Source organism: Microbacterium paraoxydans (assembly GCF_020524545.1).
Lineage (GTDB): Bacteria > Actinomycetota > Actinomycetes > Actinomycetales > Microbacteriaceae > Microbacterium > Microbacterium paraoxydans_C.
Genome location: NZ_JAIVLG010000002.1, coordinates 697,112 through 722,304 on the forward strand (window position 1 = coordinate 697,112; position 25,193 = coordinate 722,304).

14 protein-coding genes and 1 tRNA gene are annotated in these 25,193 nt (G+C 69.3%); 10 read left to right on the forward strand and 5 right to left on the reverse strand.

From position 1 onward, the window contains the following. Positions 1 to 112 precede the first annotated feature (112 nt). Both LC041_RS07950 and LC041_RS07955 read left to right on the forward strand, forming a co-directional pair. Entirely contained in the window at positions 113 to 3,334 is a 3,222-nt protein-coding gene (locus LC041_RS07950) for an ATP-dependent helicase (protein WP_226532560.1), read from the forward strand. Then, entirely contained in the window at positions 3,331 to 6,840 is a 3,510-nt protein-coding gene (locus tag LC041_RS07955) for an ATP-dependent DNA helicase (protein WP_226532561.1), read from the forward strand. Before LC041_RS07950 ends, LC041_RS07955 begins: the two co-directional genes overlap by 4 nt. Here LC041_RS07955 and LC041_RS07960 read toward each other — a convergent pair. Beyond that, positions 6,786 to 8,159, reverse strand: a complete 1,374-nt coding sequence (locus tag LC041_RS07960; protein WP_226532562.1) for a hypothetical protein — start codon at positions 8,157 to 8,159, stop codon at positions 6,786 to 6,788. The genes LC041_RS07955 and LC041_RS07960 overlap by 55 nt on opposite strands. 64 nt (positions 8,160 to 8,223) lie before the next feature. Here LC041_RS07960 and nudC point away from each other — a divergent pair, with 64 nt between their 5' ends. Both nudC and LC041_RS07970 read left to right on the forward strand, forming a co-directional pair. Next, the gene (gene nudC / locus LC041_RS07965; RefSeq protein WP_226532563.1) at positions 8,224 to 9,105 is read left to right on the forward strand and encodes an NAD(+) diphosphatase; all 882 of its coding nucleotides are present in this window, start codon (positions 8,224 to 8,226) and stop codon (positions 9,103 to 9,105) included. Beyond that, positions 9,102 to 10,823: an ATP-dependent helicase gene (locus tag LC041_RS07970; RefSeq protein ID WP_226532564.1), complete on the forward strand. Its 1,722-nt coding sequence runs from the start codon at positions 9,102 to 9,104 to the stop codon at positions 10,821 to 10,823. The genes nudC and LC041_RS07970 overlap by 4 nt, the downstream gene beginning before the upstream one ends. 831 nt (positions 10,824 to 11,654) lie before the next feature. Here LC041_RS07970 and LC041_RS07975 read toward each other — a convergent pair. Beyond that, positions 11,655 to 13,043 carry a zinc-dependent metalloprotease gene (locus LC041_RS07975; RefSeq protein WP_226532565.1) on the reverse strand — a complete coding sequence of 463 codons (1,389 nt, stop codon included), beginning with the start codon at positions 13,041 to 13,043 and terminating at the stop codon, positions 11,655 to 11,657. Between the two features lie 117 nt (positions 13,044 to 13,160). On the opposite strand from LC041_RS07975, the gene LC041_RS07980 reads away from it, so the two are divergent. Beyond that, entirely contained in the window at positions 13,161 to 14,252 is a 1,092-nt protein-coding gene (locus LC041_RS07980) for a YlbL family protein (RefSeq protein WP_226532566.1), read from the forward strand. A 77-nt stretch (positions 14,253 to 14,329) separates the two neighbouring features. Next, positions 14,330 to 17,236, forward strand: coding sequence for a UPF0182 family membrane protein (locus tag LC041_RS07985; protein WP_226532567.1), 2,907 nt, complete (start codon positions 14,330 to 14,332; stop codon positions 17,234 to 17,236). A 134-nt stretch (positions 17,237 to 17,370) separates the two neighbouring features. Here the strand turns inward: LC041_RS07985 and LC041_RS07990 are convergent. Then, positions 17,371 to 17,444 (reverse strand) — tRNA-Met (locus LC041_RS07990). A 95-nt stretch (positions 17,445 to 17,539) separates the two neighbouring features. Between LC041_RS07990 and LC041_RS07995 the strand changes: the two genes are divergently transcribed. After that, the gene (locus LC041_RS07995; protein ID WP_226532568.1) at positions 17,540 to 18,349 is read left to right on the forward strand and encodes a carbon-nitrogen hydrolase family protein; all 810 of its coding nucleotides are present in this window, start codon (positions 17,540 to 17,542) and stop codon (positions 18,347 to 18,349) included. Positions 18,350 to 18,376: 27 nt separating this feature from the next. Here the strand turns inward: LC041_RS07995 and LC041_RS08000 are convergent, their stop codons facing one another. After that, positions 18,377 to 19,579 carry an aminotransferase class I/II-fold pyridoxal phosphate-dependent enzyme gene (locus LC041_RS08000; RefSeq protein WP_226532569.1) on the reverse strand — a complete coding sequence of 401 codons (1,203 nt, stop codon included), beginning with the start codon at positions 19,577 to 19,579 and terminating at the stop codon, positions 18,377 to 18,379. A gap of 96 nt (positions 19,580 to 19,675) precedes the next feature. On the opposite strand from LC041_RS08000, the gene LC041_RS08005 reads away from it, so the two are divergent. Genes LC041_RS08005 through LC041_RS08015 form a run of 3 tightly spaced genes read left to right on the forward strand, consistent with a single transcriptional unit; the run spans position 19,676 to position 23,987 of the window. Beyond that, complete coding sequence (locus LC041_RS08005; protein ID WP_226532570.1) at positions 19,676 to 21,250, forward strand: S1C family serine protease; 1,575 nt, start codon at positions 19,676 to 19,678, stop codon at positions 21,248 to 21,250. 50 nt (positions 21,251 to 21,300) lie between these two features. After that, positions 21,301 to 22,554, forward strand: coding sequence for a CDP-glycerol glycerophosphotransferase family protein (locus LC041_RS08010; RefSeq protein ID WP_226532571.1), 1,254 nt, complete (start codon positions 21,301 to 21,303; stop codon positions 22,552 to 22,554). Continuing rightward, the gene (locus tag LC041_RS08015) at positions 22,551 to 23,987 is read left to right on the forward strand and encodes a CDP-glycerol glycerophosphotransferase family protein (RefSeq protein ID WP_226532572.1); all 1,437 of its coding nucleotides are present in this window, start codon (positions 22,551 to 22,553) and stop codon (positions 23,985 to 23,987) included. Before LC041_RS08010 ends, LC041_RS08015 begins: the two co-directional genes overlap by 4 nt. Positions 23,988 to 24,005: 18 nt before the next feature. Here LC041_RS08015 and LC041_RS08020 read toward each other — a convergent pair whose 3' ends face one another. After that, the gene (locus LC041_RS08020) at positions 24,006 to 25,079 is read right to left on the reverse strand and encodes a glycosyltransferase family 2 protein (protein ID WP_226532573.1); all 1,074 of its coding nucleotides are present in this window, start codon (positions 25,077 to 25,079) and stop codon (positions 24,006 to 24,008) included. Positions 25,080 to 25,193: the final 114 nt, after the last annotated feature.

Here is a 25,193-nt window from a genome sequence, read left to right on the forward strand (position 1 = left end):
GCGCCCGGCGTCGGTTTCGCCGTGAGCGCACAGCCCGGACGATCGCTCGCCGCGAGCTGCCCTCGCGGGCGGGCGTATGAGGATGTCCGCGCACCCGGATAGCGTGGAGGGCATGACACCGGATGCCGCGCAGCGAGCTGTGATCGCCGCCGAGACGTTCGCATCGGGCGTCATCATCGGGGCACCGGGAACCGGAAAGACGCGGACGCTCGTCGAGCGCGTCGTGCACCTGCTGGATGCCGGCGATCTGCGACCGGAGCAGGTGCTGGCCCTCACGCCGAGCCGCCAGGCTGCGACGGCGCTGCGTGACCGGATCGGTGTCCGCATCGGGCAGGCGACTCCGGGGCCGCTGGCGCGTTCGCTCGGCTCCTTCGCCTTCCAGCTGGTCCGAGGGGCGATGGTGCGCGACGGGGCGGAACCGCCGGCGCTGCTCACCGGAGCCGACCAGGATCGCATCATCGCGGATCTGCTCGCCGGCGATGCCGAGGACGGTCGCATCCCCTGGCCGGAAGCGCTCAGCAGTTCGGTGCGCGCGTCGAAGGGATTCCGTTCCGAGCTCCGAGCCTTCCTCGCCGAGTGCACCGAGATCCGGGCCCGGCCGGACGAACTCCGCGCGTCGGCGAACGACGTGTGGGTAGCGGCCGCGGACTTCCTCGTCGAGTATCGGACGGTGCTCGACGCGCTGCGCTCCGCGCACCGCGACGCCGCGGACCTTCTCAGCGAGGCAGGTGCCATCCTGCGCACGGCCGAGGCGACCACGCTCGGCCCGCTCGCGCCGTTGCGCGTCGTGCTGATCGATGACGCGCAGGAGCTCACCCGCGGAGGGATCGATGTCGTGAGGGCACTGCGGGGCCGGGGCATCGCAGTGCTGGCCTTCGGTGATCCCGACATCTCATCCGGGTCGTTCCGGGGCGCGAGCCCGGAGCTTTTCGCCCAGCTCGCCGGAGCCGTGGGCGAGGTGCATGTGCTCGACGGTGCGCACCGGCAGCATCCGGCGCTCACTGCGTTGACTCGCACTGTGACGCAGGCGATCGGCGTTTCCGGACGCGTCGAACATCGCCGCGCTCCGGTGCCCGTCGAGCTCGACGAGGTCGACGCGCACGTGTCGACGTTCGTCGCCCCTTCCCCCTATGAGGAGCTCGACCGCATCGCCGGAGTCATGCGCGACTGGCATCTGTCCGAGGGCATCCGCTGGGACCGGATGGCCGTCATCGCTCACGACACCCGGCAAGTGACCACGCTGGAGACCGAGCTCGCGGCCAGGGAGATCCCGACGCGCGCCGCCGGTGTGCAACGCCCGCTCGGCAGCGAAGGGGTCGTGCGCGACATCGTCGGCATCGTGCGGCTGGCCCTGACGCCGGTGGACGAGCGCACCCCGGAGCAGCTCGAAGAGGCGCTGCGCACCCCTTTCGGCGGGATGGATGCGATCGGGCTCCGCCGTCTCCGCGCCCGCCTCCGGCACATCGAACTCGAGCAGGGCGGGTCGACGCCGGCGCGCGAGCTCTTGCGTCAGGCAATGGCGAACCCCAGCCATCTGACGCTCATCGACGCGCCGGAATCCCGCTCCGCCGAGCGCTTCGCCGAGACGGTCGAGGCGGTCGCGCGCGCCGCCGACGAGGGGGAGACGATCCACGATCTGCTGTGGCGGGTGTGGGAGCAGGCACGAGCCGTCGACGGCCGGCGTCTCGAGGTGGCATGGCGGGAGATCTCTCTGCTGCCGACTGGCGCGGAAACGGCCCGCTCACTCGATGCGCTCGTCTCGCTCTTCGACGCGGCGAAACGCTTCGTCGAGCGCACCCCCAACGAGAAGCCCGAGGCATTCGTGCGCGACGTCCTCGACAGCGAAGTCCCCGAGGACTCCCTGTCGACGCCCGACCGTCCGGGCAAGGTCACGTTGCTGACCCCGGCCACGGCACTCGGGACCGAGTTCGACGCGGTCGTCGTCGCCGGAGTGCAGGACGGCATCTGGCCCAACGTCCGCTTGCGCGGTGGCCTGCTGCAGACCTGGCGCCTGGCCGATGCGCTCGAGGCCGCTCGTACCGGCAAGAGCATCGATCAGCCGGGTGTGCTGGACCGGCGGCGCGCGGCGCTGCACGACGAGCTCCGTCTGTTCGTGCGCGCCGTCTCGCGGGCGCGGCAGCGGCTCCTGATCACCGCGGTGGACGACGACGACCTCACTCCGAGCCCGTTCTTCGCTTTCCTGCCCGCCCCGGCGCCGCCGGAGCGCCACGCATCGGCCGAGCATCCGCTCACGTTGCGCGGGCTGGTCGCCCGGCACCGTCGGACGCTCACCACAGCGCACTCGGACGCGCTCAGGCGTGACGCGGCGGGCCAGCTCGCCATCCTCGCCAGAGAAGGAGTGCCGGGAGCCGACCCCGCCGAGTGGTACGGCGTCACTGCACCCTCGACGGAGTCACCGCTACGCGATCTCGCCGTCGACGGCGCGCGCGTCTCGCCGTCCAAGATGGAGTCCTTCGAGGAGTGCGGTCTCAACTGGGTCGTCTCGGCTCTCGGCGGAGACACGGTGATGCCGCTGACGGCGGGGATCGGCACGATCGTCCACGAGGCGATGGAGCGCGTTCCGGATGGCGACCTGGAGCAGATGCGCGCGATCGTCGCGGGACGATGGCCGGAGCTCGACTTCGAGACCGCGTGGATCGGCCGCAAGGAGCGGCGACGCGCCGACCTGCTCGTCGAGCGCCTGCACACCTACCTCGGCGAGGTGCGCCGCGAAGGGGGACGCGTGATCGGCAGCGAGGCGGAGTTCCGTTTCGCCGTCGACGTCGCCGCTGCCACCGGGGCGGACACGGTGCCCGCCGTGCATCCGGTCGGGGAAGACCGCGCGAACCAGGCGATCATCCACGGATACATCGATCGCATCGAAACATACCCGCCGGGCTCCGGCGAACATGACGCTGCACGCGGTCGCGGCTGGGAACCGATGTCCGGCGGTCCGGAGGATCGCATCGTCGTGGTCGACCTGAAGACCGGGAAGAACGACCCGGAATCGGACTCCGGTGTCCGCGAGCATGCCCAGCTCGCGGCGTATCAGGTCGCCGTCCAGCAGGGTCTCGTCGGTGACGCTCCGCCGGCGTCGTTGGCCGGCGCGCGTCTCGTGATCGTCTCCAAGACGCTCGCCAAGAGCGAATACCGCATCGCGCATCAGCACACGCTCGACGACGGATCGCGTGCGGCTTTCCTCCGTCGTGTCTCGGATGCCGCCCGCGGTATGTCGGCATCGAGCTTCACGGCGCAGGTCGAGTCGCACTGCGCCGACACCCAGCGCCGTGTGCATCCGTGCCGCATCCACACCGTCCCGGCGGTGAGTGCATGATCGGTTGGAGCGGCGGCGAGCGGATCTCTGCGACCGACATCGCCGCCGCACTCGGACAGCCTCCGCCCACCCCCGCGCAGCAGCGGGTCATCGAGGCGCCCCCCGAGCCGGCGCTCGTCGTCGCCGGCGCAGGCAGCGGCAAGACCGAGACGATGTCCGGTCGAGTGGTGTGGCTCGTCGCGAACGGGCACGTGCGACGCGACGAGATCCTCGGACTCACGTTCACCCGCAAGGCCGCGGGGGAACTCGCAGAGCGGATAGGCCACCGCTTGGCGGTCATCGACGAGTACGGCCATCGGGGGTTGCTGCCCCATCTGGCACGGATCGTCGCCGACGGTGCCCTCCGCCGGGTCGAGGAGGCCGCCGATGGTCGACAACGTGACGTGGTGCGCAGGCACGTCCTCGACGAGCTCGCCGAACGTCATGGCACCGGGTGGGACCCGGCGATTCCTCGCGCGGCGGAGGACGTGATGATCCGCCCGAGGGTGTCGACGTACAACGCCTTCGCGGACGGCATCGTCCGCGAGCACGCTGCGCGCATCGGTCGTGATCCCGACGTCGCGATGCTCAGTCAGGCGGCCTCCTGGATGCTCGCCCGCGAAGTCGTGCTCCGCAGTGATCTTCCTGAGCTGGAGAACATCGAGTTCGCGCTCGGCACGATCATCGACGCCGTGCAGCGTCTCGCCGGCGATGCCCTCGATCATCGAGTCGACCTGGATCGGGCGGAGCGAATCGCACGGGAGCAGGCTCACGCGTTCGCCCCGTACCGCGCCAACGCCGATGTGGAGAAGGCGGCCGTGAACCTGCTCAGCCTGCCGACTCTCTCGCGGCTGGTCCGCGACTACATCGCCGCGAAGGAGCGCCGGGGCGTGCTCGACTTCGCCGATCAGGTCGGCGGTGCGTACGACATCGTCGAGTCCGCGCCCGACGTCCGTGACGAGCTTCGGGAGCAGCACCGCGTCGTGCTGCTCGACGAGTATCAGGACACCTCGGTCATTCAGACCCGCTTCCTGGCTGAGCTCTTCCGGGACTCCGCGGTGATGGCGGTCGGCGACCCCCACCAGTCCATCTACGGCTGGCGCGGTGCGAGCGCTGACAACCTCTATGCCTTCTCGCGGACGTTCTCGAGCACGGGAACGGCGCAGACGTACAGCCTCATGACGAGTTGGCGCAACGACCGCGGCATCCTCGGCATCGCCAACCGCGTGCTTGAGCCCCTGCAGCGGCCAGGACTCGATGTGCCGCCCCTCGAACCCCGTCCGGGAGCGGGAGAGGGAACCGTGACCGTCGAGTACGCGTTCACAGTCGATGACGAGGCAGCCGCCGTCGCGAACTGGTTCGCTGAGCGGAGGAAGGAACACGAAGGGCGCGGATCCCGTGCAGCGGAGAGCATTCGCCCGCACACGGGCGCGATCCTGTTCCGTTCGAAGCGGCATATGCAGACCTTCGCGGCGGCGCTCGCCGCTCGGGGCATCCCGCACCGCATCCTCGGCCTGGGCGGATTGCTCGCGACACCGGAGGTGGTCGACGTCGTCTCGACGCTTCGGGTCGTGCACGACCCCACCGCAGGATCCGCGCTGATCCGCCTCCTCACGGGCCCCCGCTTCGGGGTCGGCGTCGCCGATATGGCCGCCCTGTACGACCTCGGCCGCACGCTCTCGGAGCGAGACACCGCGTTGGCACCGCTCCCGGAAGAGGTGCGAGCGCGGTTGCGTTCCTCGCGCGGTGCCGATGAGGCGGTGTCGATCGTCGATGCGGTCGATGTGGTGCGCGCGGTGCGCGATGACTACCGCCTGCTCGAGACGATCAGTCCGGACGGTCGCGCACGCGTCCGTGCCGCAGGGGAGATGCTGGAACGGCTCCGCAGGGCAGCGTCGCAACCGATCCCAGAGCTGATCCGTCTCATCGAACTCGAACTCCGACTGGACATCGAACTCGCCGCCAACGAGACGCGGGGGCCTGCCCGGATCGCCGCCACGCAGCTACGGGCGTTCACCGACGAGGTGCGGGCATTCCTCGCGGCCGATGAGCGGGGGAGCATCGGGAGCCTGTTGGCGTGGCTCGACAAGGCCGAGAGCACCGACGAGCTGATGCCGCGCCCCGAACCTCCGGAGCCGGGTGTCGTGCAGCTGCTGACCATCCATGGATCGAAAGGTCTGGAGTGGGATGCGGTCGCGGTCGTGCGTCTGGTGGTCGACGAGCTCCCCAGCCGTGTCTCCGATACCTCGGGGTGGTTCGGTTTCGGCGTGATCCCGTTCGCCCTCCGCGGCGATCGAGAAGCGCTCCCTCGCTTCGAGTGGGATCCCGTCGAGGCGATGGGGGAGGAGACGGATCCGCAGAAACGACAGAAGCTTGCGCAGGCCTCGTTGTCGGGCGGTGCCACGAAGGCGAATCCGCAGGGCGGCGCGCTCAAGCGCTTCAAGGACGCGTACCGGGCGTATCAGCAGCAAGAGGAGCGGCGTCTCGCTTATGTCGCGGTCACTCGTGCGCGCACCGATCTGCTGCTCAGCGGCGCGCACTGGGCGGGGCAGAAGGCCCCTCGGACGCCGAGTCCCTACCTGGTCGAGGCGATCGACGTGTTGGGACTCGAGCCGATCACGCCGGTGGACCCCGACGACAACCCCTACGACGGGCCGGGGTCGACCTTGCGGTGGCCGCTCGATCCGCTGGGAGCCCGTCGCGCGACCGTCTCGGCCGCGGCGATGGCCGTCGACGATGCGTTCCGGAGCGGTGCCGCCGAGCCGTCGATCGAGCTCACGCGATTGTTGATCGAACGTGCCGCCCGACAGCGCGCGAGCGATGCCGAGGCTCCGACACGCGTGCCGGCATCGCGGTTCAAGGACTATGTGACCGATTACTCGGGCACGCTGTCGTCGATCGTGCGGCCGATGCCGGAGAGACCGTATCGACAGACCCGCCTGGGTACGCTCTTCCACGCCTGGGTGGAACAGAGATCCGAGCTCGTGGGAGTCGGCGCTCGTGTGGATGAGGCGCTCTGGGAGGTGGACGAAGACGAGGCCATGCCTGAGCTCGCGTTCGGAGCGACAGAGGCGTTCGACGGGCCGGGAGCGTCGGCGGACGCCGCAGACCTCGCGGTCCTCCAGGCGACGTTCGAACGGAGCGAATGGGGTCCACTGCGACCGATCGCGGTGGAGATCGAGATCGACTTCGCCCTCGGGGCCGGATTGCCGGATGCCGATGCCGGAGCCGTCCACATCGTCATCTGCAAACTCGACGCCGTGTATCGGCGCGCCGATCGCGGCGACCGCATCGAGATCGTCGATTGGAAGACGGGCAGGGCTCCGCGGACGGCGAAAGAGCGCGACGAGCGGATGCTGCAGCTCGCGCTCTATCGGCTCGCCTACCATCGGCGGTACGAGGTGCCCTTGGACGCGATCGACGTGGCCCTGTACTACGTGGCGGACGATCTGGTCATCCGCGGCGACCGTGTCTACTCCGAGGAGGAGCTCTTCCAGCGTTGGAGCGCCGCGCGCGCCGCCCGCTGAGCCTCGTCCGAGTCGTTCTCGTCGTCGTCGCCGTGTTCGTCGCCGGAACGCGGGCGAAGCGAGTGGGAGTCTTCGCGCGCGCCCGCTGGGCCGCTGGTCCCCGCGAACAGGCTGGCGACCCCGGAGAGGTCTTCGGTCTCGACGTCGAGCATCCTGGCACGACGGTCGGCGTCGTCGACGTGCTCGCCGGACGCGGGACCGGTCGGGTCGGTGGGCGCTGCGGTCACCGTGTCCGCCTCATCTTCCGCGTCTGCGGACTCCGCCCACAGCTCCTCGGGGTTGTACGCGTCGGTGTGCATCGAGGTGTCGATCTCGGCGACGGTGTCCTTCGGCACACGGTCGAGAGCATCGAGCGCCGAGTCGACGCCGGCACCCCGGGCGTCGATGATGGCGAGGTCGTCGCTGCGCAGTCCCTCGGCGAGTGCCTCCAGCAACGAGGCCGCATCATCGACGATGTCGGGTCGATGCATCGAATCGCCGTGCACGAGCCAGCGGGCGAACTCCAGTTCGGCGAGCAGCCGGGCGCGCACCTCCAGGCCGGCATCCGGTGCCCGGTCGATCGCATGGGAGTACGCGCGCTGGACGTCTTCAGCCGCGTCCGGTGCCGCGGACAACCAGGAAAGATCGAGGGCAGGGTCTCCCACCGAGAGTCCGTGCCAGCCGACCACGCCGACCACTTCAGGGCCGCGCTCGGGGTCATCGTCGAACAGGAACGAGGTCGCCTGCACGCCGCCAAGGATGACGGTGGATTCGAAGTGCCACAGCTCATCGTCCGCGACGGCGTCACGCCACCGGACGGTGAGTCGTGCGGGGACGCGGCCCGTGGCGGCCGCGGTGTCGACCAGGCGCTCCAGCTCTGCGCGACTCTCCTCGGCGCTGCGCGTGGCGAGACCGGCGCCGCGGACGACCGAGGTGGGCAGACCGTGCACGGCGGCGATCGAGGCGCCCATGGACTCCGCGGCGCCGCGTCCGGCCGGCACCATGGCGGCCTCGATCTGGAAACCGGGAAGGAGCTCGGTCACGAGAGCGCGTCCGTCGCCGAGCCGCGTCTCGCCGACGTAGGCCGGTGCGCGGAAGGGGAGCATGGCACGGGCCCCATCGGTCAGCGCGCGCAGGGCGAGCGCTTCGGCGGCGAGCTCCCGCGCTGTCTCGTCGTCGTCCGCCACGCGGATCGCGAGCTCACGGCCGTCGGCGAGCGTGGCGATCGCCGAGTCGAACCGTCCGTCGCCATCGGCGCTCAGACGGCGCGCCCCCGTGACCTCTGCCCCGGGCAGCGCAGCGGTCACGGCCGCGGCTAGAGTGAATGGAGAGCGTCCCATGCCCCCAGGGTAGGTCGGCTCAGGGGCGGTCCCGCCTCCGCCACGCCCGTGAAAGAGGGAGTCGATGACCAGTCAGCGCCCGTCTCTCGACCGTGCAGCCGAACTCCGCGACGAGCCGGACGTCCTCGAACGGCTTCGAGAAGACCCCGCCACTCGCGTGATCGTCGTTCGCGAGGGGCGCGTCAGAGTGGTCGATTCCGCATTGCTGCGGGTTCCGCCCGCAGCGGTCGTCGAGGCCACCTGGGCTCTGCTCGGACGGGACGCCGATGGCATAGCGCTGCTCCTCGCCGCGGCCCCGCCGGAGACCGATTCCCTCGACGCGACGCCCGACGAGATCTGGCTCGGGATCCGCGACCTCGGCGGCCGCGTCGACGGTCGGGAGTCCGAACTCCTCATCAGCGCCGTCGCCCTCGCCGGTTGGCTCCGCGATGCACCGTTCTGCCCGGCATGCGGGGGCGGGACGGAGCTGCGGCAGGGCGGATGGTCACGACGATGCGTGGTCTGCGGTCGCGAGCACTTCCCCCGCACCGACCCGGCGGTGATCGTCGCGGTCGAAAGCCGTGATGGCGAGCGTCTGCTCCTCGGAGCGAACGCGAACTGGGGCGGACGCATGTATTCCTGTTTCGCCGGGTTCACCGAGGCGGGCGAGTCGCTCGAGTCGACCGTGCACAGGGAGATCGAGGAGGAGTCGGGGGTTCGCCTGTCATCGCTGCGGTACATCTCCTCGCAGGCATGGCCGTTCCCGCGCTCTCTCATGATCGGCTTCCGCGCCGTCGTGGACGAGGAGTCCGCAGCGCTCGCCGACGGTGAGGAGATCATCGATGTGCGCTGGTTCTCCCGTGAGGAGATCGGCTCCGCGCTGGCAGGGCGGGGGCCGGTCGGGCTCCCCGGGCCCGCGTCGATCGCCCGCGCGCTGATCGTCGACTGGTACGAGGACCGCTTGTGAGCGCACTCGATGCCCTCGACGAGCGGCAGCGGGCGGCGGCATCGGTCTTGCGCGGTCCCGTCGCCGTGCTCGCCGGTGCAGGCACGGGAAAGACGCGCGTCATCACACATCGAATCGCTCATGGCGTGGATACGGGTGCGTACTCGCCCTCGCGCGTCATGGCGGTCACGTTCACGGCCAAAGCCGCCGGAGAGCTGCGAGGGCGCCTGCGAGCGCTCGGCGTCGAGGGAGTGGCCGCCCGGACGTTCCACGCGACCGCCCTGGCGCAGCTGAACTTCTTCTGGCCGACGCTCGCAGGCTCGCCCGCCCCGTCGATCATCGACAACAAGGTTCGGATGCTGGGGCAGGCGGCCGACGCGATCCGCCTGAGGCCCAGCACGGCGACTCTCCGCGACATCGCTTCCGAGATCGAGTGGCGTAAGGTCTCGATGCTCTCGATCGATCAGTACGCCGCGCTCGGACGCCCGATCAGCGGCGTGGACACCGGTCAGCTCATCGAGTTGATGCGCGGCTACGAGGCGCTGAAAGACGATCGCCGTCAACTCGATTTCGAAGACGTGCTCCTCGCCTGCGCGGGAATGCTCGAGACGGAGCCGCGCGTCACCGCGTCCGTCCACGAGCAGTATCGGCACTTCACGGTCGATGAGTTCCAAGACGTCTCGCCCCTGCAGAACCGGCTGCTCGAACTCTGGCTGGGGGATCGGCACGACATCTGCGTCGTCGGTGACGCCAGCCAGACGATCTACTCGTTCGCCGGCGCCGATCAGCGGTTCCTGCTCGAGTTCGAGCGTCGCCACCCCGACGCCACGGTAGTGCGGTTGGAGACGAACTATCGTTCCCAGGCGCCGATCCTGACCGTGGCGAACGCGCTGATGCACGGGCGGCCCGGAGCGCTCGAACTCGTGCCCGCGCGCGAGCAGTTCACCGCGGATGCCCCCACCGTGACCGCATACGACTCCGAGAGCGACGAGGCCGCGGGGATCGCGGCCTCGATCTCGGCCCAGCTCGCCGCAGGGGCATCGCCGTCGGAGATCGCGGTGCTCTACCGTGCGCACGCCCAGTCCGCGGTGCTGCAGCAGGCGCTCGCGGCCGAGGGCATCGCGACGACCGTGCTGGGTGGTACCCGGTTCTTCGCGATGCCGGAGGTGCGTCAAGCCATCCTGGCGCTGCGGGCGGCCGCGGTGGCTCCCTCCGAGCACGGTTTCCTGCCCGCGGTGCGACGGGTCCTGCGCGAGCTCGGTCTCACGGAGGAACCGCCCGCCGCAGGTGGTGTGCAGCGTGAGGGATGGGAAGCGCGACGTGCGATTCTTCGCCTCGCGGAAGAGGCAGGTCCCGACACGGATCTGCGCAGCTTCAGCGACGCGCTCATGGCCCGCGCGAAGGATCAGCATGAGCCCACGATGCGCACGGTGACTCTGTCGACCCTGCACGCGGCCAAGGGACTCGAATGGCCCCACGTGCACCTCGCCGGGTGGGCCGAGGGGTCGCTGCCGATCTCGTACGCGACGAGCTTCGAATCGGTGGACGAGGAGCGCCGTCTCGCCTACGTCGGCGTCACGCGCGCCGCGAGGACGCTGTCGCTGTCCTGGGCGAGAACTGCGGGGCGGGGAGAGCGGTCGCCGTCGCGGTTCCTTGCCGAGATGGGGACCACGGGGCGCGGCACCGGCATTCTTCGTGAAACGTCACCGAACGCCAACCGATCGAACCGTCGGCGCTGATCTGGGCGACGCGGCTCTCCGGAGCCGGGCGCTCGCCCAGGAGCACGGCCGCGACCCGCCCGGCTTCGGCGACCTGCACGGCGCGGATCGGACCCGGGTGGCGACCGATCAGCTGCGCGTGCAGCAGAGGCCAGGACGGGTCGAGATCGGTGGAGTGCGCGTCCCGGCAGGCCAGGCACGCGGACACCCCGGGGATGACGAGAGGGCCCACCGTCACGCGTCCCTGTTCGAACGACACCGGCAGATGCGGGACGTCGTCGCGGAGATGACGGGCGAGCAGGCGAGCCGCTGCGGCACCTGGCACGAGCACGACGGCGACGGCGGCTGGCTGGGCGGGATCGACGAGGGTGATGCCCTCGTCCACGAGCGACTCCCGCATGCGGTACTCGCATCGGCCGTCGGTGAGACCGATGCTCTCGACCCAGGCAGGGCGGGGTGCGGATGGCTCGTCGACCAGGAGTGGCTCCACTCGGCTGAGCAGGGCACGAGCCTGGTCACGCGGAGCCCCGGCGGCATGCGCGATCACGTCGAACGATCCGCGACGGAAGTACGAGCGCAAGCGACTGAGGAGGAGCTCCACCCAGGGTGCGTCCGCTTCGAAGCGCAGGTCACCGTCGTGGCCGAGCTGGAGCGTGCGTTCGTCGCACCACAACAGGGGCGCGTTCGGGTTCAGGCGCGTAAGGATCGGCGGAGTGAGCGGCATCCCTCTGATTGTGGAGGGGCGCGCGGGCTGCGGGTGACCCTCCAGGGCCTTCGGTGGAGAACTTCCGCTGATCTGCGCGACCGGGGAGGAGAAGTGGGGCCGCCCACGTCCGGCCGACGCCGACCCGGTCAGACGGGTCGGTCGCCCTCCGGCGCGGCGTCGCCGTCGCTCTCGTCGGGCTTCTCCGCCGCGAAGTCGTCGCCGTCCAGCAGACGTGCCAGCGCCTCGTCGAACTCGTCGGCGACCGGCTGCTCCCCGCGCTCCGCGGCCTGCAGGCGGGCCACCAGAGCGCGGGGATCGTCGATGTCCTCGGCGGTCGGCATCAGGTCGGGGTAGTCCCACAGCGAGTCTCGTGCTCCGATGCCGACGGCATCCGTCACGGCCTGCCACATCGCCGAGGCCTCGCGCATACGCCGTGGGCGAAGCTTGAGCCCGACGAGGGCGCCGAGTGCGTCCTCGGCGGGGCCGCCCACAGCGCGCCGTCGGCGAGCGGCTTCCGCGATGCGCGCGCCGTCGGGGAGCCGGGAGGTCGCCTGCGCGGTGACCACGTCCACCCACCCGTCGATCGTCGCAATGAGGTTCTCGAGCCGCGTCAGCGCCTCCCGCTGGGCCTCGCTCTGCACAGGGAGCAGCGCCCCACCCTCGATGGCGGCTCGCAATTCCTCCGGGTCGGAGGGGTCGAGCCTGCTCGCGACATCTTCCAGGGCGTCCACGTCGACCGTGACGCCGCGGGCGAAGTCCGTGATCTGCGCCATCACGTGCAGATGCAGCCATTTCGCGTGCCGGTAGAGACGCGCGTATGCGAGTTCGCGGGTGGCGAGGTAGAGGGCGATCTGGTCTTCCGGGATTTCGAGGCCCTCGCCGAACGCGGTCAAGTTCTGCGGGATCACAGCGGCGGTGCCGGCCGGGAGCACGGGGATTCCCACGTCACCGCCGGAGACGACCTCGAGCGACAGGTTCCCGAGCACCTGCCCGAACTGGGCCGCGAACACGGAGCCGCCCAGACCCCGCATCAGCTTTCCGGCCCCCTGGACCACACCGCGCATCTCCTCGGGGACCTGCGTGTCCAGCGCGGAGGTCAGCGCGTCGGCGATACTCGTCGACACCGGATCGGCGATCTCCTTCCACACCGGCAGGGTCTTCTCGACCCACTCGCCGCGAGTCATCGCGGTCGGGGGCGCAGCGAGCTCCGAGATCGTGGTCGCCTCGCCCAGCCACAGGTTGGCGAGCGAGAAGGAGTCGGCGAGCGAGGTGCGCGATCCGTCGCTGATGCCCTGACCGTCACGGTTGGCGATGAACAGGGCCTGACGCAGGGCGTTCTCCCACGGATCGCCGCCGAATGCCCCCTGGAGCTGCGACATGATCGTCTGCATCATCGCGGGGTCGAGGCTGAACCCGTCCATGCCCTCGAACGCGCCTCGCAGCGCCTCGGGGTCGATGTCGCCACCGCCCTGATTCGCGAGCATCCGTCGGAGGAACTCCTGGAAGTCCTCGGGTGTCGGGTCGTTGTCTGCCATGTCGCTCGCCTCTCAGGACATCTCTTGCCGTGGCATCTACGCTAGTCACAGGTTTCTGCGCGCGAACCCGATGCGGGCAGATCGGTGTACGCCGCTCGCGAACGACGGAGGACTGCTGTGGATCGAACGCGATCTGGAAAGCCCGGGCTCGGAGTCTGGGCGCTGATCGTCGCGCTCGTCGCCCTCGTCGTGCTGACCTTCCTGCCGTCGCCGTACGTGATTCAGCGCCCCGGTCCGGTCTACGACACACTCGGCACCGCGACGGACAAGGACGGCAACGAGGTACCGCTGATCAAGGTCGACGGCGCCGAGACGTTCGAGACGGCCGGGACGCTGGATCTGACCACCGTTCAGGTCGTGGGAAACCGCGAGCGCACCCCGAGCTGGTTCGAGCTGGCGTTGGCCTGGATGGACTCGTCCCGCGCGGTCGTGCCGCTGGACTCGGTCTTCCCGGAGGGCGTGACGACCGAGCAGCGCGACGAGCGCAACGCGACGCTGATGATCGACTCGCAGCATGAGGCCACCGCGGCCGCCCTGAACGAACTCGGGTATGACACCGGCGCGCAGGTCGTGGTGGTCGATGCCGTTCCCGATTCCCCGGCGGAGGGCGTGCTCGAGGCCGACGACGTGATCACCGCGATCGATGGCGAACCGGTGGCCTCGGCGACACAGCTGCGCGAGGCGATCCAGGAGGCGGCGGGCGAGCCCGTGACGCTCACCGTGCTGCGGGACGACGAGGAGCAGACGGTCGAGGTGACACCGGCGGAGCACGTGGAGGGCGGGGTCACGACCTGGCTCATCGGCGTCACCCTCCGCACCGACTACGACTTCGAGATCGATGTGACCATCCAGTTGGACAACGTCGGCGGCCCCAGCGCGGGGATGATGTTCGCGCTGGGCATCATCGACACGCTCACGGAGGGGGAGCTCAACGGCGGGGAGAACGTCGCGGGCACCGGGACCATCGATGCCGCGGGCACCGTCGGTCCGATCGGCGGGATCCGGCAGAAGCTCTACGGTGCGCGCGACGCCGGTGCGGAGTTCTTCCTCGCGCCGGAGGCGAACTGCGACGAGGTCGTCGGGCACGTCCCGGCCGGACTTCAGGTGATCCGCACCGCGACGCTGGACGAGTCGCTCGCGGCGCTCGAGGTGATCGCCGACGACGGCGACGTCGCCGCACTGCCGACATGTGAGCCCGCCGGCAGCTGAGTTGCGACCAGGCACCGTGACCTCGCCGTGACCGGGATGACAGCCTGCGCACAGTGAGCGATGCCTAGGATGGAAGTGTGACCTCGACCTCAGCTCCGACTCCGGCCACGCCTCGAACGTCCCGACGTATTCTCGGCATCTCCCTGGTGATCATCGCCGCCCTGATCGCGGTGTTCTTCGTGTTCGCCTCCCTGTACACCGAATTCCTCTGGTTCGACCAGCTGGGCTTCACCGGTGTCCTCACCACGCAGTGGATCGCCACGGCGGTGATGTTCGTGGTCGGCTTCCTCGGAATGGCGGTGCCGTTGTTCGTCGCCATCCAGCTCGCGTACCGGCTGCGTCCGGTGTACGTGCGGCTCAGCTCGCAGCTGGATCGTTATCAGGAGGTCATCGAGCCGCTGCGTCGACTCGCGATGTGGGGCATGCCGATCTTCTTCGGTCTGTTCGCCGGCTTCGCCGCCGCGGGGCAGTGGAAGACGGTGTGGCTCTGGGCCAACGGTGTCGCCACGTCCAGCGTCGACCCGCAGTTCGGTATCGACACCGGGTTCTACATGTTCGCGATGCCGTTCTACTCGATCCTGCTCGCTTTCGTGTCGGCGGTTCTGCTTCTCGCGCTCCTGGTCACCGCGCTCGTCTCCTATCTGTACGGTTCGGTGCGCGTGGGGCAGGGAGAGCTGCGCATCTCCAAGCCCGCCCGTATCCAGCTCGCGGTCATCGCCGGCCTTTATCTGCTCGTGCAGGCGGCGAGCCTGTGGCTCGACCAGTACAAGACCCTCGTCGAGCCGGACGACCGCATCACGGGTGCGGCCTACACAGGTGTCAACGCGACGATCCCCGGCCTCGCGATCCTCGCCATCATCGCCGCCGTCGTGGCCATTCTCTTCTTCGTCACCGCTGTCATCGGCCGGTGGCGCTTCCCGCTCGCGGCCACGGCACTCCTGATCGTCGCGGCGCTCGTCGTCGGCGTCGGCTACCCGTGGGTCGTGACGACCTTCCAGGTGCGGCCGAACCAGAACGCCTATCAGGCCGAGTACTACCAGCGGAACATCGACGGCACCAAGGAGGCCTACGGTGTCGCGGAGCTCGAGACCACGCCCTTCGCGGCCAAGACGGATGCCGAGGCCGGTCAGCTGCGAGCCGACGCCGAGACCACGGCCTCGACCCGCATCATGGACCCGAAGGTCATCCCGCCGACCGTGCGCCAGCTCGAGCAGTACCGCGGCTACTACCAGTTCCAGACGACCATGGACGTCGACCGCTACGAGATCGACGGTCAGATGCAGGACACGGTGGTGTCTGTGCGTGACCTCGACATGTCGGGCCTCGGCGACGGGGACAACTGGAACAACCGTGTGGCCGTCTACACGCACGGCTACGGTCTCGTGGCCGCCGCGGGCAACCAGCGCACCTCGGACGGAGAGCCGGTGTTCCTCGAGCGCGGCATCCCGTCTTCGGGGTTCCTGACGGACCGGGAGAACTTCGAGCCGCGCGTGTACTTCGGAGAGAACTCGCCCGAGTACTCGATCGTCGGTGCTCCCGAGGGATCCGAGCCCGCTGAGATCGACTATCCGCGAGGCAAGGACGGCTCCAACGAGACGAAGACGACGTTCTCCGGCGACGGCGGACCGAAGGTGGGCGACACCTTCACGAAGCTGCTGTACGCGCTGAAGTTCCAGTCCGAGCAGATCCTGTTCTCGAACCTCGTGAACGAGGACTCCCAGATCCTCTACGATCGTGACCCGACGACCCGTGTGCAGAAGGTCGCTCCGTACCTCGAGCTCGACAGCGACCCGTACCCGAGCGTGGTGGACGGACGCATCGTCTGGATCGTCGACGGCTACACGACGAGCCAGACCTACCCGTACTCGACGAGCGTGAGCCTGTCTGACGCGATCGCCGACTCGAACGTCACGTCACCGACGCTGGCGATCGACGACATCAACTACATCCGCAACTCGGTCAAGGCCACGGTGGACGCATACGACGGTTCCGTGACGCTGTACGCCTGGGACGAAGAGGACCCGGTCCTCAAGACGTGGCAGAAGATCTACCCGTCGACGCTGAAGCCGATCAGCGACATGTCGGGCGAACTGATGAGCCACGTGCGCTACCCGACCGACCTGTTCAAGGTGCAGCGCGACATCCTCGGCATCTACCACGTCGACACGGCGGGCTCTTTCGCGCAGCAGGACAACCGCTGGCAGACGCCGAACGACCCGCGCAGTGAATCCATGCTGCAGCCGCCTTACTACCTCACGATGCAGATGCCGGGTCAGGACTCCCCGCGGTTCTCGATGTTCTCGACGTTCATCCCGGCCTCGCAGGGGGCGGGGGGAAGCCGCGACGTTCTCATGGGGTACCTCGCGGTGGACTCGGACGCCGGTTCGGAGAAGGGCGTGAAGGCGGAGGGCTACGGCCAGCTGCGGATGCTCGAGATCGACACGGACACGACGGTGCCCGGTCCGGGTCAGGTGCAGAACACCTACAACTCCGACACGTCGGTCGTGCCTCAGCTCAACCTGCTGCAGCAGGGTGAGTCCGAGGTCATCTACGGCAACCTGCTGACGCTGCCGGTCGGCGGCGGTCTGCTCTACGTGCAGCCGGTGTACGTGCAGTCGTCCGAGGGCACCCAGTTGCCGCGTCTGCAGAAGGTGCTGGTCGCGTTCGGTGATCGCGTCGCATTCGAGGACACGCTGACCGAGGCTCTGGACACGCTCTTCGGCGGTGATTCCGGCGCCACCGGCGGCGATGACACGGTCGAGCCGAGCGACCCCGACACGGAGAACCCCGACGCCGGCGAGACGCCGGCCGAGCCGACGCAGCCGACGGATGCGCAGGCCGAGGCTCTGGCCGCTGCGCAGCAGGCACTGCTCGACCGGGAGACGGCGCTGCAGTCCGGTGACCTCACGAAGTTCGCGGAGGCCGATGAGCGCCTCACCGCAGCCGTCGAGAAGCTCCTGGAGCTGGACGCCGCAGCCGAGTAGTGACTCGTCTCGCACTGTCGTGAATGGGCGCTCCCGTAAGGGGGCGCCCATTCTTCTTCCGCCGACTCATTGCTGCAGGAAAGGCGAAAGGCCCTCTGATCTGGATTTCTCTAGATCAGAGGGCCTTTCATTTGTTGCGGGGACAGGATTTGAACCTGCGACCTCCGGGTTATGAGCCCGGCGAGCTACCGAACTGCTCCACCCCGCGGCACAAGAGATAACTTATCACGGAATGCGGGCCTCGGCGAATCGAGGGGGCTCGTGGATGGCGCCCCGGGCGTGTCGATGCGCGAGGATGGGAGCATGTCCGAGAGCGCAGCCGTCCCCGTCGCCGTGTGCCAGTTCGCGCCGACCGCATCCCGTTCCGAGAACCGCGCGAGGATCGCGGAGCTGACGGCGGACGCAGCGGCACGCGGCGCCACGCTGATCGTCTTCCCCGAGTACTCGAGCTACTTCGTCGATCCGATGGATGAGAGCCTCGCGGCGAACGCGGAAGACCTCGACGGCGACTTCGTCATGACGCTCACCGCGCTCGCTGCTGATCATGCGGTCGTGATCGTCGCGGGTCTGGTGGAGCGCGCGTCCGACGACCGCCGCGTGCGCAACACGGTGGTCGCCGTGCGCGGAGACGGCGTCCTGGCGGTCTATCGCAAGCAGCATCTCTACGATGCGTTCGGACAGACCGAGTCCGACTGGATCGAGCCCGGAGAGGTGGGGGAGGCATCGACGTTCGAGGTCGGAGGCCTGCGGTTCGGGCTCATGACCTGTTACGACCTGCGTTTCCCGGAGGTCGCCAGGTCGCTGGTCGACGCAGGGACCGATGCGCTGGTCGTACCGGCGGAGTGGGTGCGAGGTCCGCTCAAGGAGCATCACTGGACCACGCTGCTTGCGGCGCGTGCGATCGAGAACACGGTGTACGTGGTTGCGGCGGACCACCCGACGCCGATCGGGGTCGGGTGGTCCCAGATCATCGATCCGCAGGGTGTCGTCCTCGCCGGGGTCGGCACGGCCTCCGGCACGGCGGTGGCGGTCGTGGAGCGCTCCGCGATCGATCGGGTGCGAACGGTGAACCCCTCGCTCCGTGTGCGGCGTTACGCCGTCGTCCCGCGCTGAGGGGACGATCCCATCCTTCAGAGACGCTCAGGCGATGAACCCCGCCAGGCGGGACGCCGCCTCCTCCAGCACATCCACTCGCTTGCAGGCGGCGAAGCGCACCAGTCCCGCGTACTCCTGTCGGTGCGGTTCTGACACGAATGCGGTCAACGGGATGGCGACGACGCCGACGCGTTCCGGCAGCGCCCGGCAGAAGGCCGCCGCGTCGCTCCCGCCGAGCGCGGTCGCATCGGCCACGGTGAAGTAACCGCCCTGTGGCGTGTGCACGGTGAACCCGGCCGCCCGTAGTCCGTCGCCGAGGATCCCGTGTTTGCGGGCGAGCGCGGAGGAGGCGTCGGCGAAGGTGGAGTCGTCGAGTCGGAGCCCGAGGGCGACGGCGGGTTGGAACGGGGAGCCGTTCACGTAGGTGAGGTACTGCTTCACCGTGAGCACCGCCGTGATGAGTGCGGCGGGGCCGTGCACCCAGCCGATCTTCCACCCGGTGACCGAGAAGGTCTTGCCGGCGGAAGAGATCGTCAGCGTGCGCTCCGCGGCGCCGGGCAGTGTCGCGATCGGCGTGTGGGATGCCGTGAAGGCGAGATGCTCGTACACCTCATCGGTCACGATGACGGCGTCGTGCAGCGCGGCGAGCCGTACCACTTCGGTGAGGACCGCATGCCCGAAGACCGCGCCCGTCGGATTGTGCGGGTCGTTGACGAGGATGATCCGTGTGCGATCGGTCACGGTCGCCGCGAGCTGGTCGAGATCAGGCTGGAAGTCGGGCGCGCGGAGCGGAACCGTGCGCAGCCGTGCGCCTGCCAGCGCCACAGCCGCGGCGTAGGAGTCGTAATAGGGCTCGAACACCACGACCTCGTCGTCGGGGCCGTCGATCAGGGCGAGGAGCGTGGCCGTGAGCGCCTCGGTCGCGCCTGCCGTCACGATCACCTCGGTGCCGGGGTCGACGTCGATTCCGTAGAAGCGGCGTTGGTGCTCGCTGATCGCCCGCAGCAGGTCGGGCACACCGCGACCCGGTGGGTACTGGTTCGCCCCGTGCGCGATCGCGGTCCTGGCGGCTTCGAGCACCTCCGGCGGTCCGTCCTCGTCGGGGAATCCCTGGCCGAGATTGATCGCTCCGGTTCGCGCCGCGGCAGCGGACATCTCTGCGAAGATGGTGGGCGCGACGGTTCCATCTGGGGCGAGCAGACCGGCACCCGCCGCTGTGCGGCGCCATGCGCCGGGGATGACACTCATGAAGAACAGGCTAAGGCCATAGCTGAAACTCATCTTCGACATAAGGAACGCACAGACACACGCGTCATTCTGAAGTGGTCGTTGAAGGAGCACACCATGAACGAAGACAACACCCAGGACCACTCGGCACCCGCGTCGAACGACGCCGTGCCGTCCACCGAGGCAGCAGAGGTCGCCGCTCAGCCGGCAGCGGATGCCGCCGCCGACATCACCGCACCATCCGAGGCGCCGGTTCCCTCCGCACCGGCACCCGCTGCCCCCGTCGCGGGACACGAGGTGCCGCCGACCTTCACGTCGCAGGCGCCGTCGGCACCGGTGGTCGAGCCCGTGCCGCATGTCTTCGCCGCCCCCGCGACCCCCGCGACCGCGACGGCCTCTGGCGCCGCGTTCGGGATCCCCACCGCTTCGTCGTACACGCAGCCCACCCAGCCGCTGGGTGCGGACACGCTTCCCGGCGGCGCGAAGGGCAAGGACCAGAAGTCCCGCGGAGGCGCGAAGTTCGCCGCGTTCATCGTCGCGGCCGCGCTCGTCGGCGGTGTCGCAGGCTTCGGCGGCGGCGCGCTGCTGAACGGTCTTCAGAATCCGCCGTCCTCCGGGACGGCCTCGGGGCCGCAGACCGTCACGGTCAACAACCCCGGGTCGGTCAACGAGACCACCGCTGTCGCGACGTCTGCTCTGCCCTCCGTGGTCACCATCGAGGTCGCGGGCTCCGAGGAGGCCGGCAGCGGCTCCGGCGTCATCATCAGCGATGACGGCTATGTGCTCACGAACACCCACGTGGTGACGCTGGGCGGCGCCGTCGCCGACCCCACGATCCGGGTGACCACCTCGGACGGGAAGATCTACGAAGCCACGGTCGTGGGCACCGACCCGATCTACGACCTCGCCGTGATCAAGCTCACCGACGCGAAGGGCCTCACGCCCATGAAGTTCGCGGACTCGTCGAAGCTCAACGTCGGCGACACCACCGTCGCGCTCGGCGCTCCTCTCGGCCTGGCGAACTCGGTCACCACCGGCATCGTCAGCGCACTCAACCGGAGCATCCAGATCGCGTCGTCGGCTCTGCCCGACTCGTCCTCCGAGGATGCTCCTGAGCAGCAGTCGCCCGATCAGGGCCAGGGCCCCTTCCAGTTCGACATCCCCGGAAACTCTGGTCGGCAGACCTCCTCTTCCATCTCGATCGCCGTGATCCAGACCGACGCCGCCATCAACCACGGCAACTCCGGCGGTGCGCTGGTCAACAGCAAGGGAGAGTTGATCGGCATCAACGTGGCGATCGCGAGCTCGGGCAACTCCGAGGACTCCGGTTCCATCGGCATCGGCTTCGCGATCCCGTCGAACATCGCCAAGCGGGTCTCCGACGAGATCATCGCCGACGGTGCCGCGACGCACGGCCTCCTCGGCGCGTCGGTCCAGGACGCCTCGAGCGTCGAGGGCGCGACCGTCGCCGGTGCGTACATCGCCGACGCGAGCGACGGCGGCGCTGCGGCGGCAGCAGGCATCGAGGTGGGAGACATCGTCACCTCGTTCAACGGGGTGCCGATCACCAGCGCGACCGACCTCACCGCGCAGGTCCGTGCAGCGGCAGCGGGCAGCGACGCGCAGCTCACCTATGTCCGCGGCGGCAAGTCGTACGACATCGAGGTGACGCTCGGCGAACTCGCCGGCTGAGTCCCCCCGGTCTCACAGAGAAGGACGCCGCCCCGCGATAGGCTCGCGAGGTGGCGTCCTTCTCTTTCGGCTCCGGCAACGCGGCCAAGCTGCTCCGGATCCCGTTATACGCGGTCGGACGCCTCGGTACCTTCCTCCTCCCGCGCGGTCAGCGCTGGGTGTTCGGCTGCGGCGCCGGTATCGGCGACGGAGCCCTCGCTCTGTATCAGCACGCGTCAGCGCTCGGCCACGACACCCTGTGGCTCACAGGTTCCGCCCGCGAGGAGCGGGACGCCACCGCTCTCGGTATCCGGTTCGTCCGGAAGAACGGTCTGCGTGGCTGGTTGGCGACCGCCGCAGCGGGTGTTCTCGTCGTGACGCACGGCTTCGGAGACGTCAACCGCTACGCCGTCGGCGGCGCTTTCGTCGTGCAGCTCTGGCACGGGATCCCGCTCAAGCGGATCGGTCTTGATTCGCCGGCGACGACTCAGGTGCCGAAGGTCCCCGGAGCATCTCTGCTCCGACGTGTGATCGCCTTCCTGTACCGCGCGACCGCACAGCGGATCCGCGTGCTGCCGGCAGCTTCGACCCGGGCCAGAGGGCGACTGGAATCGGCATTCGGCCTGAGTGGCGATCGCGTGGTCGTGACCGGCGAACCGCGGGTCGATGTGCTGTCCGCCGGCTCGGGCGAGGGGCGTCGGGATACGGCCACCGCCCTGCTGCGCCGCGTCGTCGGGGAGATTCCGGAGGGGGCCCGGACGATCCTGTACGCCCCGACGTGGCGTGACGGAGCGCCCGATCCGGCGGTGCCGTCCGCGACGGAGTGGATCGCGATCCTTCGGATCCTCGAAGAGCAGAACGCGGTGTTGCTGGTGAGATCGCATCCCCTGGGAGCAGGTGGTTATGCGCCACCGCTGCCGAGTCGCAGGGTCCGGGCCCTGGGCGCCTCCGCCTTGGCAGATGTGACGCCTGCGCTCGCCGCCGTGGACGTGCTGGTCACCGACTACTCCTCGCTCGTCTACGACGTGGGACTGCTGGGAATGCCGGTGCTCTTCCTGGCTCCGGACGCGGCGGAGTACGCGCGCACGCGAGGCTTCTACGGTCGGTTCGAAGACGTCGCCGGTTCCGCGACGGCCGCGGACTGGCCGGCGCTGCTCGCGCAGCTGGAGCGCCTCCTGTCCGATGCCGGCTCGTATGACGCGGCATCGGCACGTTCCGCTACGCTCAGCGCGACGATGCATGCGCATCGGGACGGTCGCAACACGGATCGCGTGTACCGCGTGATCCGCGCACGGGGGATTCCCGCGCCGAAGGGAGCAGTATGACAACGGCCCGTATCGATGACGTGGCAGAGACGCTGGTCATCGCAGGGACCGGTCAGCGTCCGGCTGCGGCGGCGCTCGTCGGGCCGCGGGCGCGGGTCGAGGCGCGCGTCAGCGGAGGCGGGAAGACCTGGAAGGCCACGTTCGCGCTGCAGGCATCGCGCTGGGGAGGACCTTCGCTTCCGCTTCCCGCCGGCGTGTACGAACTGCAGATCGCCGGCGCCGATCTCGACGCTCTGCGCATCGATCCCGTCGTCCTCAGCGGAGTACGCGTCGCGGTCAGCGGGAGCGTCGTCCGCATCGCACCGCCGATCGACCCCGTGTACGAGACCGCCGAAGGGCGATCGACCCTGGAGGAGCGCTATGTCGCGCAGTCCGGCGGCACCGAGAACGCGGTCTTCTTCGAAAGCTTCTACGGCCGCAGCGTCGGCTGCAATCCGCGGGCGATCGACCGGGAGCTCGCGGAGCGGGCACCCGGGGTACGTCGCTACTGGAGTGTCGTCGACCTCTCGGTCGAGGTTCCGGACGGGGCCATCGCGGTCGTCGAAGGAAGCCCGCAGTGGTGGCACGCGCGGGGCGCCGCCCGGCTTCTCGTCGTGAATGACTGGCTGCGCCGTCGCTTCGCCCGTAAACCTGGGCAGAAGGTCTTGCAGACCTGGCACGGAACGCCCCTGAAGCGGCTCGCACTGCACCGTCCCGGCTTCGATCCGCGTCGGATGGCCGCCGTCGTGAAGGAATCGCGTCGATGGGACGTGCTGCTGGCCCAGAACACGTACTCCGAGCGCATACTCCGCAAGGCATATGCGTTCTTCGGACGACCGATCTGGGTGGAAGGATATCCGCGCAACGATGCGCTGATCACGGGCGATCCCACCGCGGTCCGCAAGGCTCTGGGCATCGGACCCGAGGAGCGGGTGCTCCTCTATGCCCCGACCTGGCGTGACGATCGTGCGGAGATGGTCGACTTCGTGGACGCAGAGCGTCTCGCCCGGGAGGCGAACGCCGTGGTGCTCGTGCGTGGGCACTCGCGGACGCTGGAACAAGGACGAGACCGTGCCGGAGCGCGCGTCATCGACGTGACGGGCTACCCGGAGACCGCCCGTCTGCTGCTCGCCGCGGACGCGCTCATCACCGACTACTCCTCGGTGATGTTCGACTTCAGCGTGACGGGCAAGCCGATGTACTTCCTGGTGCCGGACCTCGACCACTACCGCGGTCAGCTGCGAGGCTTCTACTTCGATCTCGCGGAACGGGCTCCCGGTCCGCTGGTGCGCACGCAGGAGGAGCTGGCAGCGGCGCTCGAAGATCCTGCGCATGAGGCTGCCTTCGCCGAGCGGTACGCGGCGTGGCGCCGACAGTTCAACTCGCGAGACGACGGCCGTGCGGCCGCGCGGGTGGTCGATCGTATCTTGGACCTGGGGTTCGTCACGCCCTGACGCGGCGGGCCACCTGTCTCAGGGGAGCGGCGTGTTCCGCGTGCCCAGGCGCGAGGCGTCCACGGTGTCCCGTGCGCCTCGGAGCACCCCGCCGAGGAACCCGATGCCCCAGGAGAGGTGCATCGTCGGCAGGACGAGCAGAGTCCACAGCCGTTGGCGCGGGCCTCCGCCACGGGGTGCGAGAGCGACTGCCAGCACCAGCAGCACGTAGAGCGCGAGCGGACCGTACACGAGGATCGAGGCGACCCAGGAGACGGGGCCGCTGATCACTCCGGTCAGCTGAAGCACCCCCAGGAGAAGGGCGAGCGCGGCCACGAGTACGAGTACCGGGGGAGCGAAGTAGCGGACGCCGTTGCGTCGCCCGAAGCGGCGCACCAGCTCACCCCGCCAAGCCCCCGTCGCGCGGAACTGTCGTGCCAGCCGTGCCCAGCTCTCCCGGGGCCAGTAGGTGACGGACAGCTGGGGGTCGAACCAGACGCGGTGACCGGCTTGTCGGATGCGGAGGTTGAGCTCCCAGTCCTCGCCGCGTCGGATCGTCTCGTCGAAGAGGCCGACCTCATCGAGAACCTCACGGCGCATGACGCCGAGGTAGGCCGATTCGGCCTCTCCCTCCTGCGAGCTTCCGTGGTAGGCGCCTCCGCCGAGCCCGACGGGGGAGTTGTAGAGGCGTGCGACGGACTTCTGGAACGGTGTACGTCCTTCGGCGTGCATCACGCCGCCGACGTTGGCCGAGGCCGTGCGCTCCAGCGTCGCCACCGCCCTGGCGGCATAGCCGGGGGAGAGCTCGGAATGCGCGTCGACGCGGACGACCGTGGCGTAGCGGCTGGCGCGGATGGCAGCGTTCAGGCCGACCGGGATGTGCGCGGCGGGGTTGTCGACGAGCCGGATGCGCTCGTCCGTCGCGGCGAGACGCTGCGCCAGCTCGGTCGTGCCATCGGTCGAAGGCCCGAGAGCCAGCACGAGCTCCGTGGGCACATCGACGTCTTGGGCGAGCACGGATTCGACGGCATGCTCCAGGTAGGCGCGTTCGTTGAGCACCGGCATCACGAAGGACACCCCGGGCAGGGGAGCGGCTGTCTCGTCGGCTGGCACATGACGATCATGTCACGGCGGCTACCGGCTTGCCTGAGGGGGACGGCGTCACCGTGCCGTCTCCCGGACGGTCCACCGGCCGGAGCATCCCGCGGAGACGAACTACTCTGGAGG

What these genes read in the sequence shown, in the direction of transcription:
- LC041_RS08005 (WP_226532570.1), top strand. Translation starts at nt 19,676, where the DNA reads ATGAACGAAGACAACACCCAGGACCACTCGGCACCCGCGTCGAACGAC.
- nudC (WP_226532563.1), top strand. Translation starts at nt 8,224, where the DNA reads ATGACCAGTCAGCGCCCGTCTCTCGACCGTGCAGCCGAACTCCGCGAC.
- LC041_RS07950 (WP_226532560.1), top strand. Translation starts at nt 113, where the DNA reads ATGACACCGGATGCCGCGCAGCGAGCTGTGATCGCCGCCGAGACGTTC.
- LC041_RS07960 (WP_226532562.1), bottom strand. Translation starts at nt 8,159, where the DNA reads ATGGGACGCTCTCCATTCACTCTAGCCGCGGCCGTGACCGCTGCGCTG.
- LC041_RS07955 (WP_226532561.1), top strand. Translation starts at nt 3,331, where the DNA reads ATGATCGGTTGGAGCGGCGGCGAGCGGATCTCTGCGACCGACATCGCC.
- LC041_RS08000 (WP_226532569.1), bottom strand. Translation starts at nt 19,579, where the DNA reads ATGAGTGTCATCCCCGGCGCATGGCGCCGCACAGCGGCGGGTGCCGGT.
- LC041_RS07975 (WP_226532565.1), bottom strand. Translation starts at nt 13,043, where the DNA reads ATGGCAGACAACGACCCGACACCCGAGGACTTCCAGGAGTTCCTCCGA.
- LC041_RS07995 (WP_226532568.1), top strand. Translation starts at nt 17,540, where the DNA reads ATGTCCGAGAGCGCAGCCGTCCCCGTCGCCGTGTGCCAGTTCGCGCCG.
- LC041_RS08015 (WP_226532572.1), top strand. Translation starts at nt 22,551, where the DNA reads ATGACAACGGCCCGTATCGATGACGTGGCAGAGACGCTGGTCATCGCA.